Below are 19884 nucleotides of genomic sequence, written 5' to 3'. Positions count from 1 at the left end.
ACCCCCACGCCACAGCACGGTCCCCGCACCACAGTCCGGCACCATGTCACCCTTGACCCATGCCCGAAGGAGACACGGTCTGGCAGGCCGCCAAGCGGCTGCACGACGCCCTGGCGGGCAAGGTGCTGATCCGCAGCGACTTCCGCGTGCCCAAGTACGCGCTGACCGACCTCACCGGCCGGGCGGTCCTGGACGTCACCCCGCGCGGCAAACATCTGCTGACCCGCGTCGAAGGCGGTCTGACGGTCCACTCGCACCTGCAGATGGAGGGCTCCTGGAAGGTGTACGCCGAGGGGCAGCGCTGGAGCGGCGGCCCGGCCCACCAGATCCGCGTCGTCCTGGGCACCGCCGACCGCACGGCCGTCGGCTACCGACTCCCCGTCCTGGAACTCCTCCGCACCACCGACGAGCAACGCGCCGTGGGCCACCTCGGCCCGGACCTGCTCGGCCCGGACTGGGACCCGGACCGGGCCCTGGCCAACCTCCTCCAGGACCCCGCCCGCCCCCTCGGCGAGGCCCTCCTCGACCAGCGCAATCTCGCCGGCATCGGCAACGTCTACAAGAGCGAGCTCTGTTTCCTGCTGGGCGTCACCCCATGGCTCCCCGTGGGCCGGCTTCCCGCCGCGCACGCCGCGAGGATCCCCGCGCTCGCCCACAGACTCCTGGCGGCCAACCGCGACCGCCCGGTCCGCAGAACGACGGGCGGGCACCGCGGACCGGACCTGTTCGTGTACGGCCGCGCACCCAGGCCGTGTCCGCGCTGCGGCACGCCCGTCCGGGTGGCCGACCAGGGCGACGGCTCCCGCGAGCGCCCCACGTACTGGTGCCCCGCCTGCCAGGCCGGCCCGGCGCCGCAACCGCACGGAACGGCCGGCACCGGGCGGCACCACAAGAGAGGATGACTCAGGCGACGAGCAGGGCATCCATCTGGCCGACCGCCTCCCGCAGCCCCTCCTCCATGCCCATCTTCGTCAGCTGCTCCATCTGTTCCAGGGAGTCGAAGACCGAGCGCATCTCCATGCGGGTGCCGCCGTCGCGCTCGGTGAGCCGTACCCGTGTCGTGGTCGTCGGCATGTCGGCGCTCGGCGCGCCGTCCTGGTCGGCGAACCCGTCGGTGAACTCCAGGGACGTCGGCGCGTCGACCGACGTGACCCGCCACCAGCCCCGGTGCTTCTCGCCCTCCGGTCCGGTCATGAAGTAGGTGACGTCCCCGCCGGGGGTCAGCTCGTGCCGCTCCACGGTCGCCGGGAACGTCGGCGGTCCCCACCACCGCTCCAGCTGCCGCGGGTCGGCCCACAGCTGCCACACCTTCTCGACCGGGGCGGCGAAGTCGGCGATCAGGGTGAGAGTCAGGTTGTCGACGTCCTTGTCCAAACTGGTGACGCTCATCGGTCCTGTCCTTCCGTCGGGTGGTTGACGTCGGGGTCGGCCTCCTGGGCGAGCAGACGGGACATCCGCTCCACACGCCCGCGCCAGGCCGTCCCGAGCTCGTCGAGGGCCTGGCGGGCCCGGTCCACGGCACCGGGGTCGGTACGCACGAGCTGTTCCCGTCCGCGGCGCTCTTTGACCACCAGGCCGGCCCGCTCCAGCACCGCGACGTGTTTCTGCACCGCGGCGAAGCTCATCGGATAGGCCTCGGCCAGTCTCGACACGGACAGCTCGCCCCGCACGCAGCGGCGCAGGATGTCCCGCCGAGTCGCATCGGCCAGGGCGTGGAACAGACGGTCCACACTGTCGTCGGCAGCAACCCCATCTACAACCATTTGGTTGTACGTTAGTCCGTCGGCACTCCGCTGTAAAGCACGACGGCGCCCAACCACCGCACACGCGCCCTTCACTCCGCACGAAACCCTCGCCATGTCACCCGAACGGCTGCTTCGCCCCGCCGGAAGCGACTTTGCCAAGCGCAGATGCCTTAGACAGGGCGTGATCACGCGAAGCCACGAGAACGACGACGTCCCCGACGACGGCACATCCCCGCACCCCGCACCCCGCCCCGGGCAGGAGCTGCGGAGGCTGCGAGTGGAACGAGGGCTCTCACTGGGGAAACTGGCGGCCCGGATCCACTACACCAAGGGCTACCTGTCCCAGGTGGAGAACGGGAACAAGCCCTTGTCGCCCGCGGTGGCGGCCCGCTGCGACGAAGTACTGGAGACCGCCGGCGCGCTGACCCGGCTGGTGGCGGTGTCGCTCCCGGACCAGCGCGGACGAAGGGCCTGCGAACGGCCTCCCTACCGGGGCCTGGCCCCGTACGGCGTGGAGGACGCGCGACGGTTCTTCGGCCGGGAGCGCGCGACGACGGCGCTGGTCCGCCTCCTGACGGAACGCCTGGACGCGGGGCCGGTGATGGTGGTGGCCGCCTCCGGCACCGGCAAGTCGTCGCTGCTGCGGGCGGGCATGCTGCCGGCCCTGTACCGAGGCGTGCCGGCGATGCCCGACGCCCACCGGTGGCCGGCGCTCACCATGGCACCCGGTGAGCGCCCGGTGCGGACGCTCCTCACCCTCGCGGCGCAGACGCTCGGCGTGGACCAGGGCCTTCTGGAGGCCGCGCTGGAAGAGGGGCCGCGCGCCCTCGCGCGGGCCGTGCGGGACGTGGTGGACGCGGGCCCACCGGGTCCGGCGGCCCGCGTGCTGCTGATCGTGGACCAGTTCGAGGAGGTGTTCACGCTCTGCTCGGACGAGGCCGAGCGGACGTCGTTCGTCCGTGTGCTGCAGGCGCTGTCGGCGCCCCCGGAGGCCGGGCCGGGAGCCGGTGAGCGGGCCGCGGCCCTGGTCGTCCTGGGCATGCGGGCGGATTTCTACGGCTCCTGCCTGGCCCACCCCGAACTCGCGGCGGCGCTCCGGGACGGTCAGCTGCCGCTGGAGCCGATGCGTGCCGAGGAGCTGCGCGAGGCGGTGCTCCGCCCGGCCGAGGTGGCCGGCCTGGAGGTCGAAGCCGGCCTGGTGGAACTGGTCCTCCGTGACCTGGGCGCGGAGACGGCGGAGCGGACCGACGGGGGCGGCCCCGACGCCGGAACCGGCACGGCCGGACCGGGTGGCTGCGAACCCGGCGCCCTGCCCCTGTGCTCCCACGCGCTGCTCGCCACCTGGCAGGAACGCAGCGGACAGCTGCTCACCGTGGAGACCTACCAGCGGGCCGGCGGCATCGCCGGGTCGGTCGCGGCCACCGCCGAGCGCGCCTACGGACGGCTGTCCCCGGCGCAGCGCCGGGCGGCCCGGGCGGTTCTGCTGCGTCTGGTCCGGGTCGACGAGGAAGGCCGGGCGTGCCGTCGGCACGCGACGCGCGCGGAGCTCTCCGGCGGGTCCGCCGAGGCCGCCGGCACCGCCGCCGAGGTCGTGGAGGAGTTCACCCGCGCCCGGTTGCTGACCGCCGACGAGAACGGGGTGACGCTGGCGCACGAAGCGGTGCTGCGGGCATGGCCCCGGCTGCGGGAGTGGTTCGCGGCCGACGCGGTGGCTCTGCGCGCCTGGCAGCAGCTGAGCGCGACGGCCCGGCAGTGGGCGGCGGAGGGCGACGATCCGGCGTTCCTGCCGCGGGGCAATCGCCTGATCGCCGCCCGGGAGGCGGCCGAGCACCCGCTGGCGGTGGTCGGTGACCTCGAACGCGCCTTCCTGGACGCCGCCGTCGCGCAGGAGCGCGCCGAGCAGGACCGTGAGCAGCGCCGGACCCGCCGTCTGTACCAACTGCTGGCCGTGCTCGCCGTCCTGCTGGTCCTGGCGCTGATCAGTACCGGCGTGGCCGTCCACCTGGGTTTCAAGGCGATGTCCGAGCAGCGCACGGCCCACCTCAAGGAGATGCTGGCCTACCGGGCCGGCCCGCTGATCGCCGAGCACTCGGAGGCCTCCCTGCTGCTGGCGGCCGGAGCCTGGCGGCAGGCCCGGACGCCGGACTCGGAGAGCGCCGTCCTCAGTTCACAGGCCGACCCCTACGCCGGACGGCTTCCCGGACACGACGGGCGTGTCCGGACGGTGGCCTGGTCGCCGGACCGTGACCACGTCCTGTCGGGCGGGATGGACGACGTACTGCGGATCTGGGACGTGCGCAAGCGGCGTCAGGTCCGCGAGATCCCCGACTCCTCCGCCGTCCGCGCACTGGCCGTGGCACGGGAGAACGGCAGGGTCGTGTGGGGCAACCAGTCCGGCGTCGTCACGTCGATGGAAGGGCTCGGGGGCCGTCCCGTCAGGCTTTCCACCACCCACCGCGAGCGGGTCACGGGGGTGGCCGTGTCGGACGACGGGCGGGTCGTGCTGTCCGTCGCGGAGGACGGCGTCCTGCGGGTGACCCGCTTCGATGGCTCGGACCGCCGCGTGGCCCGGGCCGTGGCGACGGGCGTTCCCCTCTACTCGGTCGCGCTGACGCGGGACGGCAGGACGGCGGCGGTGGCCGGCCGGAGGGGCGCCATGCGGCTGGTGGATCTCGCGTCCGGCCGGCAGCGCGTCCTGCACAACCGCGCCGGGGAGGACATCTGGGCGCTGGCCTTCACCCCGGACGGACGCCGTCTGATCGCCGGTGAGTGGTTCGGCGACGTCGGGGTCTGGGACGTCGGGAGCCGGAGCCGGGAAACCACCCTCACGGGCCTGAAGGACTCCGTGGTCGGTCTGGCCCTCTCCCCCGACGGCCGGTACCTGGCGGCGGCCAGCGAGGACGACACCGCGGGCCTGTGGGACCTGGCCGCCCGCCGCCGGGTCGCCACACTGCGCAGCCACCACGGCCCCGTCTTCGGCGTCGCCTACTCCCCTGACGGCCGGATGATCGCCACCGGTGGCGCCGACGGCACGGTGCGTCTGTGGACGCCGGAGGCCGCGCTCGGCGTTCTCCACAGGAGCGTGCCCTGGCGGGACGCCGCGCCGTCCCCGGACCGTTCGCTCCTGGCCGTCGCGGGCGAGGACGGCAGCGTCCGGCTGGTCGACACCGCCCGGCGCACCTCGCGCCGCTTCGACGCCTCGGACGTCTCCGACAAGCCGGTGCGCGCGGTGGCGTTCAGCCACGATGGCACGTTCTTCGCCGGTGCGGACGACGACGGCCGGATCACCGTCTGGCGCACCGCCGACCCGCGACGGACCGTCAGCCGGTGGAAGGCCCACGACCGTCCGGTCACCTCGCTGTCCTTCCGTCCGGGCGACCGCCTCACCCTGGCGTCGTCCAGCGAGGACCACACGGTCGGCCTCTGGGAACTTCCCCGGGAAGGCACGGGCGAGCCGACCGCGCTGCCCATGCTGACCGGCCACTCCGAGGCGGTCTACCGGGTCCTCTTCCTCGACCGGGACACACTCGCCACCGGGGCCCTGGACCGCGAGGTGCGCATCTGGAGCTTCACCGGCTCCCGCCGCCTGCGGACGTTCACCGACCACCAGGACAACATCCTCGGGCTGGCCGTCAGCCCGCAGGGCGTCCTGGCCACGGCCGGCCGCGACCACAGCGTGAAGCTGTGGGACGCCCCCCGTCGCGGCGGACGGCCCCGCGAGCTGACCGGTCACACCCAGGCCGTCACGTCGGTCTCCTTCAACCCGTCGGGCACACGCCTGGTCACCACCGGCCGGGACGACACGGTGCGGATCTGGGACACCTCCACCGGCCGCCTCCTGCTGACCCTGACCGGCCACCGGGCCCCGGTCAGCGCAGCGGCGTTCCTCGGGGACGACGGGCCGGTCGTCTCCGTCTCGGAGGACGCGACCGTCCGCTGGTGGAGCCTCGACACCGAGAAGGTGTTCCGGCGGCTGTGCCGGGCCGTCGGCACGGCCGGCCCGGCGGCCTGGAAGCAGGCCCTGCCGGGCATCCCGTACGAGCCCGGCTGCCGCTGACCCTCGTCACGCGGGGCTGCACGCGGGCCGGGCGCCCCTCCGCCGACGTCCGGCCCCGACGCCGGGGGGCGGCGGCGCTCGCCGACGCCATCACTCACACGCGTATCCGCCCTGGCCGCAGGGGGTTTACCCGCACCCCTGCCCCGGAGGTAAACGGAAAACACTGTTCCGCGGTGGTTGCCGGTGGTGAGACTCGCATCACCCGATCTCTCCCGGACCGCCCGGCCCGCGTGCTCCCGACGGGCCGAAGAAACGAGGACCAGACACCTTGTCCGAACCCACCCGGCGTCTCACGCTCCTCACCGCCGCCGCCCTCCTCGCCCAGAGCGCGGCAGCCGCCCGAGCCGTGGCCGGCACCCCCGCCACGACGGACCGGACGACGGACCGCGCGACCGCGGTGCTGTCGCCGCCCGACCGGCGCCGGCGCATCGTGGCCCGCGCCAACCGGGCGCTGACGAAGCCCACGCCGTACCGGCTCACCAGGAACGGTACGACGTACCTCAGCAAGCCCCGCGGGGACCACAACCACCTCGGCGGCAAGAACCTCAACGCCTACAACGACTTCAACGGCCGGCCCTGGTCGGGCCACTTCGCCGCGGCCATGTGGAACAAGCGGGGACTGCCGTCCGGTCACCAGAGCGCACGGCGGTGGCGCACCGGCGTGGGCAGCCGCTTCCACCCGTACGACCCCCGCACCCGCCCGCAGCCCGGCGACGTCCTGGTGTGGAGCGACACGGATGACGAGCGGTCAGGACATGTGGCGGTGGTCGTGGCCGTGCGCGGCGGAACCGTCATCACCGTCGAGGGCGACACCGGGCCCGGAGGCGACAGCGTGACGCGCCGCTTCCACCAGTGGACCGACCGGACCAACTCCCGCTTCCCCGGCCCCCATCTGGCCGCCAAGGACTTCCGGGGCTTCACCACCCCGGGTTAGAGGCCGCACACGGGCCTCCGCCGGCGTACGCCGGCGACTTCTTCCGAACACCCTCACCAGAAACAGGAGATGAGGACACCTATGTCCAGGACCACCGCTGTGACCACACTCGTCGCCACCGCCGTCCTCGCCGGCGGCGCCATCGCCGTCCCCGCCCAGGCGCAGCCGCACACCGCTCCGCGCCCCGCCGTGCTCACGCAGGCGGCCCCGGCCGAGAAGGCGTCGCCGGCGGCGGCCAAGAGCACGCGCCAGCAGACGCTGCAGCGCGCCCGCACCTGGCTCACCGCCAACGGCGGCCGCCAGGTGCCCTACAGCCAGTCCAAGACCTGGAAGGACGGCTACCGGCAGGACTGTTCCGGCTACGTCTCCATGGCACTGCGCCTCGCCAAGCCGGGCCCCAACACCGTGGCCCTGGCCAAGACGCGCAGCCTCACCCGTCCGATCGCCATGAATCAGCTCAAGCCCGGTGACCTGGTCATCGACGCCATCGGCGACGGCAACTCCCGCCACGTCGTGATCTTCGAGAAGTGGAACAACGCGGCCCACACCTCCTACACCGCCTACGAGCAGCGCGGCCGCCACGGCACCGACCACCGCTCGCTGACCTACGGCCTGAAGTCGGGCAGCCAGTACAAGGCCTACCGCCCGGTCCAGTACGGCGACTGAACCGTCCGGCACACCCCTCCGGCCGGGGCCGGCACCTCGGCGTTCACACCGCCCGGGCAGGGCGTGCGCCGCCCTGCCCGGCAAGAAGGTAAGACGAGACTGGGGGACAACGGCACGGGCAAGGTCTGCGGCTGGCAGATCGACGACCCGGACTGGATGCGCGGGGTCCGCCCGCGGGCCCGGGCCACCGCTCGCCGCACCACGACGAGGTGACGGCTCTCGGCGGAACGGTCCAGTCCGGTCACCTGGACGATCCGGCCCCCGCTTCCGGAGGGGCACCGGACCCTGCTTCTGGAGGGGCACCGGCCCCCGCTCCCGAACGCGCGGCGGACCCGGCAGCGGGGTCCGCCGTCGGTCGCAGTGCCCTGCGCCACCGCCCCCTGCCCACGGCGCCCGCCGCCCGCCCCTTCGGCACACAGTGCACCGGCAGCACACTCAGTCCCCATCCCCCGGCAGCGACCCCCGCCTCGGCCATGCCCGCGCCGGGCGCCAGCGCCAGCCGCAGCACGGCCCACCACCACAGCACACCCAGCCCCAGTGCGGCCCCCCGGCGCACTATCCGCCCCGGCATGGACCACACCTCCGGCCCGGCGTCATACGGCCGCTCCCCGCCCGAGGGGCGCACCGAAGGTCACGGCGAACAGCCGTTCCGCGCCGGCCTCACCCGTTCGCCGCCTGAAACATCCAGCGCTGCTTCTCCAGGTCCGCCGTGACCTGGATGAAGATGTCCTGGCTCACGGGGTCGGGCTCCCCGGTCGCCGCGATCCGCTCCCGCATCCGGGCGATCACCGCGCCCAGCGCGTCGACGAGGGTCTGTACGGCGGCGCTGTCGTCCACCCATCCCTCGGGCGTCACCCCGATGCCGCTGCCGACGGCGACCGTCGCGGCCCGCCCGTCCGGCGACACCCCCAGTGCCGAGGCCCGTTCGGCCACGGTGTCGGAGTGCGCACGGGCGGTCTCCACGACCTCGTCGAGCTGGAGATGCACGGAACGGAAGCGCGGCCCCACCACGTTCCAGTGGATCTGCTTGGCCACCAGGGCGAGGTCCACCAGGTCGACGAGGGCGCCCTGCAGCGCCTCGGACACCGTCTGCAGGTTCACGTCGGACAACGGGCTCTTCACGACGTACATCCACGCCTCCGTCGGTTCGTCCCCCGGCCATGTCCCTCCACGATGACCGCAGCACCACGGACCGGCAAACCGGGTGTACGCACCATGACGGACACCGCGCACACGCAAAAACCCCGACCGTGCCCCTCCGGTCTCCCGGAGAAGCCCCAGCCGGGGCCTCACGCACCTTCTCGGTGCCTCGCGTGCTTCACACGCGTACGCCTGCGTGCACACGCTCGCTCAGGCGGCGACGACGTCCACTGCCTCCGCCGGCGCCTTGATGGTCACCCGCTCCGGTGGCACACCGGTCACCGACACGGAACCCAGCATCGGACGCACCGGCGTGGGCACGGATTCGCTGGGGGTGGCCGCAGCCGACTGGGCCAGCTCCGCGAGGGCGAGTTCGTCGCTCACTTCCCGCATGAGTTCGGACATCCGTACGTCCAGCGCGTCGCAGATGGCGGAGAGCAGTTCGGAGGAAGCCTCCTTCTGCCCCCGCTCCACCTCGGAGAGATAGCCGAGTGAGACTCGGGCGGACGAGGAGACTTCGCGCAGAGTACGGCCCTGGCGTTGGCGCTGCCGACGCAGCACGTCACCCAGCAGGCGACGGAGCAGAATCATCGGTGGCTCCCTCCTCGGACCGCGTAACCGCATCCTTCACGCCCCACCGTACCGCCTCGCGCTGCGGCCGTGCGGGGAGCGATGTCGTGTTCACTCAGGGCTGTAAACATCAAAACCCCCCGTTCTGTTCCGTATCCTGTGCCCGCTCATTCCCGGTCTGTTCGCCCGCAAGCTCCTCCAAGAGGAGTGCGAGTACGCTCCGTACACTCTCCATACGAATTTCCGCACGGTCGCCGTTCAACCGCAGGGCCTCCACTTTTCCGCCAGAGGCGGAACCGGAGACCGCTGCGGGAGGTCCGTCGACGGCCACGAAGACCGTCCCGACGGGCTGCCCGTCCTGTGGTTCGGGGCCGGCGACACCCGTCGTCGCGATGCCCCAGTCGGCGCCCAGCGCCTTCCGCACTCCGGCCGCCATCTGGGCCGCGACCTGCGGATCCACCGCACCGCGTGCGGCGAGCAGCGCGGCGTCGACACCGAGCAGCTGCCGCTTGAGTTCCGTGGCGTAGGCGGTGACGGACCCGCGGAACGCCTTCGACGCCCCGGGGACGGCCGTGAGCTGTGCCGCCACCAGGCCACCGGTCAGCGACTCGGCGACCGCGAGGGTCTCGCCCTTCACCGTGAGTAGTCGCACCACGTCGGCGGCCGTGGAACTCAAACTTCCATCTCCTTCAACGCCGCGCGGCGCTCGGCGATTCCCTGCCTGCGCAGCACAATGGCCTGTCTCACGTAGTCCAGCCCGGTCACGACGGTCAGGACGACCGCCACGGCCATCACCCAGAACCTCAGCGTCGCCAGGGGCCCCGTCAGCGCCAGCACGTACATGCCGACGGCCACGCCCTGGGTGAGGGTCTTGAGCTTGCCGCCACGGCTCGCGGGGATGACTCCGTACCGAATGACGAGAAAACGCAGCAGGGTGATGCCGAGTTCCCGGCCGAGGATGACGGCCGTCACCCACCACGGCAGGTCGCCCAGCGCGGACAGACAGATCAGCGCCGCCCCCATGATCGCCTTGTCGGCTATGGGGTCGGCGATCTTCCCGAAGTCGGTGACGAGGTTGTAGGTGCGGGCCAGATGACCGTCGAAGAGGTCGGTGATCATGGCGATGGCGAAGGCCGCCCAGGCGAACGAGCGCCAGGCCGGGTCGTAGCCGCCGTTGCCGAGCATCAGCGCGACGAACGCCGGGACGAGGATGAGGCGGAGCATCGTCAGCAGATTGGCGACGTTCCAGACACTGGCCTGGTTGACGGCGGCGGCCGCGATCTTCCCGCCCCGCCCCGCGCCACCGCCCTCGCCGGTCCCGCGCTCCACGGAACCGCGCTCGGCGGCGCCGTCGGAGGCGGAGGCCGCGGCCGTGCGCTCCGCCGCTCCCTTGGCGGCGCCCGATGCCGCACGGGAACCGGCCGGCCGCGCGCCGGAGGAGCCTCCCGCCGCGGACGCCGGGACTCCCGTCATCTGTCCGCCTCCTCACTCCATCCGAGCGAGCCCCGCAGCGGCTCGGCCACCAGGTCGACACCTTCCGTGCCCACCACCTTCGCGTCGACCATACGACCGACACTCAAACCTTCGCCGCTCGTGAGCAGCACCTGCCCGTCCGTCTCCGGGGCCTGGTGCGCCGCACGGCCGTACACGCCCTCCTCCTCGTCGACGGACTCCACGAGCACCCGGACGGTCGAGCCGACGCGCTCCTCGGCCCGCTGCGAGACCAGTTCCTCGGCCAGCCGGGACACACGTGCCAGCCGCTCGGCGACGACGTCCTCGTCGAGCTTGTTCTCGTACGTCGCCGCCTCGGTGCCCTCCTCGTCGGAGTAGCCGAAGACGCCGATGGCGTCGAGCCGCGCGTGGTTGAGGAACCGCTCCAGCTCGGCGAGGTCGGCCTCGGACTCGCCGGGGAAGCCCACGATGAAGTTGGAGCGGACACCGGCCTCGGGCGCCTTGCTCCGGATGGTGTCGAGCAGCTCCAGGAAGCGGTCGGTGTCCCCGAAGCGGCGCATGGCGCGCAGCACGTCCGGCGCAGAGTGCTGGAAGGAGAGGTCGAAGTACGGGGCGACCTTCGGGGTCGAGGTCAGTACGTCGATCAGTCCGGGGCGCATCTCGGCCGGCTGCAGGTAGCTGACGCGCACGCGCTCGATGCCGTCGACGTCGGCGAGCTCGGGCAGCAGCGACTCCAGCAGGCGGATGTCGCCGAGGTCCTTGCCGTAGGAGGTGTTGTTCTCGGAGACCAGCATGATCTCCTTCACGCCCTGCTCGGCCAGCCACCGCGTCTCGTTCAGCACGTCGCTCGGGCGGCGCGAGATGAAGGAGCCGCGGAAGGAGGGGATGGCGCAGAAGGAGCAGCGCCGGTCGCAGCCGGAGGCGAGCTTCACCGAGGCGACCGGGGAGCCGTCGAGGCGGCGGCGCAGGGGGGCGCGCGGTCCCGAGGCGGGGGCGACGCCCTCCGGGAGGTCGGTCGGGCCGTGCCCCGGCAGCGCGACCGAAGCGGCGGACTCCTGCCGCTCGGCGGGGCTGATCGGCAGCAGCTTGCGCCGGTCACGCGGGGTGTGGGGGGCGTGGATGCCGCCATTGAGGATGGTCTGGAGCCGGTCGGAGATGTCGGCGTAGTCGTCGAAGCCGAGCACGCCGTCGGCCTCGGGGAGGGCCTCGGCGAGCTCCTTGCCGTACCGCTCGGCCATGCAGCCCACGGCCACGACGGCCTGCGTTCTGCCGTGGCCCTTGAGGTCGTTGGCCTCCAGGAGGGCGTCGACGGAGTCCTTCTTGGCGGCCTCGACGAAGCCGCACGTGTTCACGACGGCGACGTCCGCTTCCTCGGCGTCCTCCACGAGCTGCCAGCCGTCCGCCTCCAAACGGCCTGCGAGCTCCTCGGAGTCCACCTCGTTACGGGCGCAGCCAAGGGTGACGAGTGCGACGGTACGGCGTTCAGGCATGGGCTCAAGACTACTTCGTCCCGCCGACACCCCACGTCGACGGGGTTGGCCGATCTTGGCCAACCCCGTGAGCGCTCGCCCCTTCGGGGCCTTTTATCCGGCCTGCGGGTCGCCCTTCGTGTACGTCAGGCGTTCCACGGCGCCCGGCTGGAAGTCGTCGTCGATCTTCTTGCCGTTCACGTACAGCTGGATCGCGCCGGCGTCGCCCAGGACGAGGTTGACCTTCTCGTTGTCCTGGAAGGTCTTGGACTCGCCCTGCTTGAGCAGCCCGTCGAACAGCAGCCGGCCGTTGTGGTCCTTCGCGGAGATCCAGCTGCGGCCGTCGGTGGCGCTGACCTGGACGGTCACCTTGTCCGCGGGCACGGCGGCGATGGCGCTGTCGGTCGGTTCCGGCTTCGGGTCGGCCGGCTTCTTGGCCGTGGGGCTCGGCGAGGCGGACGTACCGGCGGTCGGCTGGGAGCCCTCGGCGACCTGCGCCTCGGAGCCGCCGTCGTCACCCTTGAAGACGGTGAACCCGACGAAGCCGATCACGGCCACGATCGCGGCGACCATGGCGGCGGTCCAGTTCGGCCCGCGCCGCTCCGGACGGATGCGTTCCGCCTCGAAGAGCGGTGCCGCGGGAGTGGGGGCGGGGCGTCCGCCGTGCTCGGCGTCGTACTGGGCGAGCAGCTCGGCCGGATCGAGCCCGACGGCCCTGGCCAGGGTCCGGAGGTGCCCGCGGGCGTAGACGTCCCCGCCGCAGGGCGAGAAGTCGTCCGCCTCGATGGCGTGCACGATGGCGATACGGACACGGGTGGCGGTACTGATGTCGTCGACGGTCAGCCCGGCGGCGATACGCGCCTGCTGCAGGGCACGGCCGATGGAGGGGCGGGCTTCCTCGGAAACGTCTTCGAACGGACGCTCGTCTTCGGGGGAGTTGCCGTTGGACACGGGGGCGCCTTTCGAGCGTATAGCCGCCTGTGCTGGACGTTCAGTCTAGGGGTGGTGCAAACGGGTGGGGCAACCGGGCGGTGGCACTTTGTACGCCATCGGAATGGCCCGGCATCCCGATGGTGCGCTACCTCTTTGTCGCTTCCCTCAACTTGACGTGCGTCTAGGGGAAACGGTTGCTCAATGATCCCTTACGGGTGAGTCACGGTCGGCCACCCGGCCGCCCCCGCTCGCCCAACGAGGCGATCCCCGCGTACCGTCCTTCCCTACCCTTCAGACTCCCCCCGGATCACCGCGAGCACGCCGTCCAGCTCGTCGGGCTTCACAAGAACATCACGCGCCTTCGAGCCCTCGCTCGGTCCGACGATGTTCCGCGACTCCATGAGGTCCATCAGACGCCCCGCCTTGGCGAAGCCGACGCGCAGCTTGCGCTGGAGCATGGAGGTCGACCCGAACTGCGTGGAGACGACCAGCTCGGCCGCCTGGCACAGCAGGTCGAGGTCGTCGCCGATGTCCTCGTCGATCTCCTTCTTCTGCTTGGTGCCGACGACGACGTCGTCCCGGAAGACGGGCGCCATCTGGTCCTTGCAGTGCTGGACGACGACCGCGACCTCCTCCTCGGTCACGAACGCGCCCTGCATGCGGGTCGGCTTGTTCGCGCCCATCGGCAGGAAGAGGCCGTCGCCCTTGCCGATCAGCTTCTCGGCGCCGGGCTGGTCGAGGATGACCCGGGAGTCGGCCAGCGAGGACGTGGCGAAGGCCAGCCGGGAGGGCACGTTCGCCTTGATCAGGCCGGTGACGACGTCCACGGACGGCCGCTGGGTGGCGAGGACCAGGTGGATGCCGGCCGCCCGCGCGAGCTGCGTGATGCGCACGATCGCGTCCTCGACGTCACGCGGGGCGACCATCATCAGGTCGGCCAGCTCGTCGACGATCACCAGCAGGTACGGGTAGGGCTGCAGCTCGCGCTCGCTGCCCTCGGGCGGCTTGACCTTGCCCTCGCGCACCGCGCGGTTGAAGTCGTCGATGTGCCGGTAGCCGTAGGCCGCGAGGTCGTCGTAGCGGAGGTCCATCTCGCGCACGACCCACTGCAGGGCCTCGGCGGCCCGCTTCGGGTTGGTGATGATCGGCGTGATCAGGTGCGGGATGCCCTCGTAGGCGGTCAGCTCGACGCGCTTGGGGTCGACCAGGATCATCCGGACGTCCTCGGGGGTCGCCCGCATCATGATCGAGGTGATCAGGCAGTTGATGCAGGACGACTTTCCGGAGCCGGTGGCGCCGGCGACCAGCATGTGCGGCATCTTCGCCAGCGAGTGCATGACGTAGCCGCCCTCGACGTCCTTGCCGAAGGCGACCAGCATCGGGTCGTCGTCCTCCGCGGACTCCGCGAGCCGCAGCACGTCACCGAGGTTGACCATCTCCCGGTCGGTGTTGGGGATCTCGATGCCGACCGCGGACTTGCCGGGGATCGGGCTGATGATCCGCACGTCCGGGCTGGCGACGGCGTACGCGATGTTCTTGGTCAGCGCGGTGATCCGCTCGACCTTCACGGCGGGCCCGAGTTCCACCTCGTAGCGCGTGACCGTCGGCCCGCGGGTGAAGCCGGTGACGCGGGCGTCGACCTTGAACTCGGTGAAGACCGTGGTGAGCGAGTCGACGATGGCGTCGTTGGCGGCGCTGCGGGCCTTGCCGGGGCCGCCGCGCGTGAGCAGGTCGAGGGACGGCAGGGAGTAGGTGATGTCGCCGGACAGCTGAAGCTGCTCGGCGCGCGGCGGCAGCTCGCGCTCCTCGGCGGGCGGGGTCTTGGTGAGGTCGGGGACCGCTGGCGTGGGCCTGTCCCCGGGCAGCTCGTCCTGCTTGGGCTTGCCCGGCCGGGGCCGCGCCGCCGGGACGGGCGTCGGCGTCGTCGGCTCGCGGTCACCCACGCTCACGCCCTGGGTGAGGTCGGCGACCAGCGGCGACGGCGGCATGCCGTGCAGCACGGCGCCGTCCAGCGCGGCGGCGGCCGCGGCGGCCACGTCCACGGCGTCCATCGGCCGGTTCATGTCGGGCTGGGGCACGGCGGACCGCCGGGGCCGGCCGCGACGCCGGGCGAGCGCCTCCTGCTCCGCGCCGTCGGGGTCGTACGGCTCCGGGTCCGGTCCGCCTCGCCTACGGGAGCGCGCGGGCAGCGCCTCGCGCCACTGCTGCTCGTACCGCTCGTCGTCCTCACCCGGCTCGTCCGCCGCCGGGTCGCGGACGAGGCCGAGCCGCACTCCGAGCTGCCGCAGCCGCTGCGGGATGGCGTTGACCGGAGTGGCGGTGACGACCAGCAGCCCGAAGACGGTGAGCAGCACGAGCAGCGGCACGGCCAGGACGTCGGTCATCGTGGCCGACAGCGGGGTCGCCGCCCCCCAGCCGACCAGTCCGCCGGCGTCCCTTATGGCCTGCATGCCGCCGCTGCGGGCGGGCGAGCCGCAGGCGATGTGGACCTGGCCGAGGACGCCGATGACCAGCGCGGACAGACCGATCACGATCCGCCCGTTGGCCTCGGGCTTCTCCGGGTGCCGGATGAGGCGCACGGCGATGACCGCGACCAGGATCGGCACCAGCAGGTCCAGTCTGCCGAAGGCCCCGGTCACGAGGATCTCGACGAGGTCGCCGACGGGGCCCTTGAGGTCGGCCCAGGTGCCCGCGGCGACGATCAGGGCGACGCCGAGCAGGAGCAGAGCGACGCCGTCCTTGCGGTGCGCGGGGTCGAGGTTCTTCGCGCCCTGGCCTATACCGCGGAACACGGCGCCGACGGCGTGCGCGAGGCCCAGCCAGAGGGCGCGTACGAGTCGGTAGACGCCCCCGGTGGGGCTGGGGGCCGGTTTGGGCGCGGCCTTCTTCGCCGCGGCCGCCTTCTTGGCGGGCGCCTTCTTCGCCGGAGCCTTTTTCGCGGGCGCCTTCTTCGCCGCGGCCTTCTTCGCCGGAGCCTTCGCGGGAGCCGCCGTCTTCTTCGCGGGCTGCTTCTTGGCTGCGGAGGGACGTGAGGCCATGGGTGTGAGGTTACCGGTGGAGACGGCGGTCGACACGTGTGGCTACTGCTTCACCCGTTCGTGTCGTCCGTCCGGGGGTCCCGGAACTGACGCGTCCGGCAGGGGCCCTGACGTGTCCTCACGGCCGCTCCGCCGCCCGGCTCAGTTCACCGCGGTCTGGTCTCCGGTGGAGCCCGGCTCCAGGGCGTCCAGCGCCCGCCGCAGGCCCGTGAGCTTGCGCTCCAGATGAGCCGCCGTGGCCACGGCCGCCGCGTCCGTCGACTCGTCGCCCAGCTGTTTGGACAGTGCCTCGGCCTGCTCCTCCACGGCCGCCAGCCGCGCCGACAGCTCGGCGAGCAGCCCGGCCGGCTCCTTGCCCTCAGCGCCGCCGGCCTTGCCGCCGCCCTCCAACTGGAGCCGCAGCAGAGCCGCCTGCTCCCGCAGCTGGCAGTTCTTCATGTAGAGCTCGACGAAGACCGAGACCTTCGCGCGCAGCACCCACGGGTCGAACGGCTTGGAGATGTAGTCCACCGCGCCCGCCGCGTACCCGCGGAAGGTGTGATGCGGTCCGTGGTTGATCGCGGTGAGGAAGATGATCGGGATGTCCCGCGTCCGCTCCCGTCGCTTGATGTGCGCGGCGGTTTCGAAACCGTCCATTCCCGGCATCTGGACATCCAGCAGAATGACCGCGAAGTCGTCCGTGAGCAGTGCTTTGAGCGCTTCCTCCCCGGACGATGCCCGCACCAGCGTCTGATCGAGCGCCGAGAGGATCGCCTCCAGCGCCAGCAGATTCTCCGGCCGGTCATCGACCAGGAGGATCTTGGCCTTCTGCACCATGGCCCGCCCTCCTCGCCCCGGCGTGGGGCCTCCCCTGTCCGCAGGACTTGGGGAAGCACCGGCGGGTGCCGCCCCAGGGGACGACTCCCTTGCGCCGCCCGTCCTTGTGCCGGTCATCGTAGCCGCACCCCGCCTGTCGCCACACCCTGTCACCGCGATGTCACTGTGCACGTAGCAGAAACGCAGCGGGAGACCAGAAGGTTCCCGGAATCCCGTACTTCTACACGGCTTCGGGCACACTCAGTCAGCAACTCCGTGTGAACACCGAAGGTTCCCGCCACGTTCGCACACACCACGATCGCATGCCGCACCGGCCGCGTCCGTATCCGTATCCGTATCCGCGTCCGCGTCCGACCGTACTCCTCACTCCCCGCGCATCCACTGCTCCATCACCGTGAGCAGGTGGTCGGGGTCGACCGGCTTGGTCACATAATCGGACGCGCCCGACTCGATCGCCTTCTCCCGGTCGCCCTTCATCGCCTTCGCGGTCAGGGCGATGATCGGCAGCCCCGCGAACTGCGGCATCCGGCGGATCGCCGTGGTCGTCGCGTATCCGTCCATCTCGGGCATCATGATGTCCATCAGGACGACCGCCACGTCCTCGTGCTGCTCCAGCACCTCGATGCCCTCGCGGCCGTTCTCGGCGTAGAGCACGGACAGGCCGTGCTGCTCCAGGACGCTGGTGAGCGCGAACACGTTGCGGATGTCGTCGTCGACGATCAGCACCTTCTCGCCGCCGAACCGGATGCCGCGGCGCGACTGCGGCGCCGCCTCCTGCTCGGCGGCCGGCCGCGGCTCCTGCGGCGCGGGCCGCTGCTCGGCCTCGGGCACGGCCCTGCGGCGGCGCCGGAAGAGCGCGGCGGCGCCGTTCTGCGTCTCCTGGTACGACTTCACCTCGGCCGGCGTCTCCGCCTGCGCCTCCGGCACCCCGGGCAGCTCGGGAGCCGCGGACGCCACCAGCTCGCCCGCCTCCAGGGGCGGCAGGGCCTGCTGGTAGCCGTGCGGCGGCAGCTCGGTCAGGTGCAGCGGCAGGTACAGGGTGAACGTCGAGCCGCGGCCCGGTTCGCTCTGCGCGTGGATCTCTCCGCCGAGCAGCTGCGCGATCTCCCGCGAGATCGACAGCCCCAGGCCCGTACCGCCGTACTTGCGGCTGGTGGTGCCGTCGGCCTGCTTGAACGCCTCGAAGATGACCCGCATCTTGCTGGCCGCGATCCCGATGCCGGTGTCGGTCACGGAGAACGCGATCAGATCCGCGTCCGGATCGGTCACCGAACCCGCCTCCAGCAGCTGCTCCCGGATCGCCTGCGGGACGTCGTCGCGGGCGGGCCGGATGACCAGCTCGACCGATCCGGAGTCGGTGAACTTCACCGCGTTGGACAGCAGGTTGCGCAGCACCTGCAGCAGCCGCTGCTCGTCGGTGTGCAGCGTGGCGGGCAGCTCCGGGGACACCCGCACCGACAGGTCCAGGCCCTTCTCCGCGGTCAGCGGCCGGAACGTGGCCTCCACGTAGTCGACGAGCTGGACGAGCGCGATGCGCGTCGGGGAGACGTCCATCTTGCCCGCCTCGACCTTCGACAGGTCCAGGATGTCATTGATGAGCTGGAGCAGGTCGGAGCCGGCGCCGTGGATGGTCTCGGCGAACTCGACCTGCTTCGGGGAGAGGTTCCCCTCGGCGTTGTCGGCGAGCAACTTGGCCAGAATGAGCAGCGAGTTGAGCGGCGTACGCAGCTCGTGCGACATGTTGGCGAGGAACTCGCTCTTGTAGCGCATCGACACGGCGAGCTGCTCGGCGCGCTCCTCCAGGACCTGCCGCGCCTCCTCGATCTCGGTGTTCTTCACCTCGATGTCGCGGTTCTGCTGCGCCAGCAGCTCGGCCTTCTCCTCCAGTTCGGCATTGGACGACTGCAGCGCCTTCTGCCGCTGCTCCAACTCCTCCGACCGCTCGCGCAGTTGCTCGGTCAGCTCCTGCGACTGCTTGAGCAGCACCTCCGTCTTGGTGTTGACGGAGATGGTGTTGACGCTCGTGGCGATCATCTCGGCGATCTGGTTGAGGAAGTCCTTCTGGATCTGCGTGAACGGGGTGAAGGACGCCAGCTCGATCACGCCGAGCACCTTCCCCTCGAACAGCACCGGAAGGACGATCACCTGGGCCGGCGGGGCCTCCCCGAGCCCGGAGGAGATCTTCAGATAGCCGGTCGGCGCGTTCTCCACGAGGATCGTGCGCTTCTCCTGGGCGGCCGTCCCGACCAGCGCCTCACCCGGCCGGAACGACGTGGGCATGGAGCCCATCGAGTAGCCGTACGACCCGAGCATGCGCAGCTCGTACTGGTCCTCGTCGGCGGCGGCCGGCTCCTGGCCGTCGACGAGGGGCATGGCGAGGAAGAACGCGCCGTGCTGCGCCGAGACCACGGGGGTCAGCTCGCTCATGATCAGCGAGGCCACGTCCTGGAGGTCGCGCCGGCCCTGCATCAGCGCGGAGATCCGGGCGAGATTGCCCTTGAGCCAGTCCTGCTCCTTGTTGGCGATCGTGGTGTCGCGCAGGTTGGCGATCATCTTGTTGATGTAGTCCTGGAGCTCCTGGATCTCCCCGGAGGCGTCCACGTCGATCTTCAGGTTCAGGTCGCCGCGGGTCACCGCGGTCGCCACGCGCGCGATGGCGCGCACCTGCCGGGTCAGGTTCCCGGCCATCTCGTTCACCGACTCGGTCAGGTCCCGCCAGGTGCCGTCGACGTCACGCACGCGTGCCTGCCCGCCGAGCTGTCCCTCGGTGCCGACCTCGCGGGCCACGCGGGTGACCTCCTCGGCGAAGGAGGACAGCTGGTCGACCATCGTGTTGATGGTCGTCTTCAGCTCCAGGATCTCCCCGCGCGCGTCGATGTCGATCTTCTTGGTCAGATCGCCCTTGGCGATGGCGGTCGTGACCATCGCGATGTTGCGCACCTGACCGGTCAGGTTGGACGCCATCTGGTTCACCGACTCGGTGAGGTCCTTCCACGTGCCGGCCACGCCCGGTACGTGCGCCTGGCCGCCGAGGATGCCGTCCGTGCCCACCTCACGGGCCACC

General features: G+C 71.7%; 15 protein-coding genes. 4 read left to right on the top strand and 11 right to left on the bottom strand.

Annotation, left to right across the window (positions count from 1 at the left end; translation table 11 throughout):
• The first annotated feature begins 59 nt into the window (after positions 1-59).
• Positions 60-902 carry an Fpg/Nei family DNA glycosylase gene (locus H0H10_RS05165; RefSeq protein WP_188179618.1) on the top strand — a complete coding sequence of 281 codons (843 nt, stop codon included), beginning with the start codon at positions 60-62 and terminating at the stop codon, positions 900-902.
• Between the two features lies 1 nt (position 903).
• On the opposite strand, the gene H0H10_RS05160 is transcribed toward H0H10_RS05165, so the two are convergent.
• Positions 904-1389, bottom strand: a complete 486-nt coding sequence (locus H0H10_RS05160) for an SRPBCC family protein (RefSeq protein ID WP_188179617.1) — start codon at positions 1387-1389, stop codon at positions 904-906.
• Complete coding sequence (locus tag H0H10_RS05155) at positions 1386-1763, bottom strand: ArsR/SmtB family transcription factor (protein ID WP_188179616.1); 378 nt, start codon at positions 1761-1763, stop codon at positions 1386-1388. The genes H0H10_RS05160 and H0H10_RS05155 overlap by 4 nt, the downstream gene beginning before the upstream one ends.
• Before the next feature lie 163 nt (positions 1764-1926).
• Here H0H10_RS05155 and H0H10_RS40480 point away from each other — a divergent pair, with 163 nt between their 5' ends.
• The 3 genes from H0H10_RS40480 (at position 1927) to H0H10_RS05140 (ending at position 7402) form a co-directional block, all read left to right on the top strand.
• Entirely contained in the window at positions 1927-5802 is a 3876-nt protein-coding gene (locus H0H10_RS40480; RefSeq protein ID WP_188179615.1) for an nSTAND1 domain-containing NTPase, read from the top strand.
• A 268-nt stretch (positions 5803-6070) separates the two neighbouring features.
• The gene (locus H0H10_RS05145) at positions 6071-6736 is read left to right on the top strand and encodes a CHAP domain-containing protein (protein WP_188179614.1); all 666 of its coding nucleotides are present in this window, start codon (positions 6071-6073) and stop codon (positions 6734-6736) included.
• Positions 6737-6817: 81 nt separating this feature from the next.
• Positions 6818-7402, top strand: coding sequence for an NlpC/P60 family protein (locus H0H10_RS05140; protein WP_223179399.1), 585 nt, complete (start codon positions 6818-6820; stop codon positions 7400-7402).
• 660 nt (positions 7403-8062) lie between these two features.
• Here H0H10_RS05140 and H0H10_RS05135 read toward each other — a convergent pair.
• The 9 genes from H0H10_RS05135 to H0H10_RS05095 all read right to left on the bottom strand — a co-directional run.
• Positions 8063-8533, bottom strand: coding sequence for a Dps family protein (locus H0H10_RS05135; RefSeq protein WP_188179612.1), 471 nt, complete (start codon positions 8531-8533; stop codon positions 8063-8065).
• Positions 8534-8752: 219 nt separating this feature from the next.
• Entirely contained in the window at positions 8753-9133 is a 381-nt protein-coding gene (locus tag H0H10_RS05130; protein WP_030825954.1) for a helix-turn-helix domain-containing protein, read from the bottom strand.
• A gap of 109 nt (positions 9134-9242) precedes the next feature.
• Positions 9243-9788 (bottom strand): CinA family protein, encoded by a 546-nt coding sequence (locus tag H0H10_RS05125; RefSeq protein ID WP_188179611.1) that lies wholly within the window; start codon positions 9786-9788, stop codon positions 9243-9245.
• Positions 9785-10585 carry a CDP-diacylglycerol--glycerol-3-phosphate 3-phosphatidyltransferase gene (gene pgsA, locus H0H10_RS05120; protein WP_188179610.1) on the bottom strand — a complete coding sequence of 267 codons (801 nt, stop codon included), beginning with the start codon at positions 10583-10585 and terminating at the stop codon, positions 9785-9787. The genes H0H10_RS05125 and pgsA overlap by 4 nt, the downstream gene beginning before the upstream one ends.
• A complete protein-coding gene (rimO, locus tag H0H10_RS05115) occupies positions 10582-12054 on the bottom strand; it encodes a 30S ribosomal protein S12 methylthiotransferase RimO (RefSeq protein WP_188179609.1) in 1473 nt (490 codons plus the stop codon). Before rimO ends, pgsA begins: the two co-directional genes overlap by 4 nt.
• 93 nt (positions 12055-12147) lie before the next feature.
• On the bottom strand, positions 12148-12984 hold the full coding sequence (locus H0H10_RS05110; protein ID WP_188179608.1) for a helix-turn-helix domain-containing protein: 837 nt from the start codon (positions 12982-12984) through the stop codon (positions 12148-12150).
• A gap of 266 nt (positions 12985-13250) precedes the next feature.
• Positions 13251-16004: a DNA translocase FtsK gene (locus tag H0H10_RS05105; RefSeq protein WP_188179607.1), complete on the bottom strand. Its 2754-nt coding sequence runs from the start codon at positions 16002-16004 to the stop codon at positions 13251-13253.
• A 141-nt stretch (positions 16005-16145) separates the two neighbouring features.
• Positions 16146-16820 carry a response regulator gene (locus tag H0H10_RS05100; protein ID WP_188179606.1) on the bottom strand — a complete coding sequence of 225 codons (675 nt, stop codon included), beginning with the start codon at positions 16818-16820 and terminating at the stop codon, positions 16146-16148.
• A gap of 363 nt (positions 16821-17183) precedes the next feature.
• Positions 17184-19884 (bottom strand): ATP-binding protein (locus H0H10_RS05095; RefSeq protein ID WP_188179605.1); only part of this gene is annotated, 2701 nt, incomplete at its 5' end.

The sequence above is a fragment of the Streptomyces griseicoloratus genome (assembly GCF_014534645.1).
GTDB classification, from domain to species: Bacteria; Actinomycetota; Actinomycetes; order Streptomycetales; family Streptomycetaceae; genus Streptomyces; species Streptomyces griseicoloratus.
This window is presented reverse-complemented; position numbering and strand designations above follow the sequence as displayed.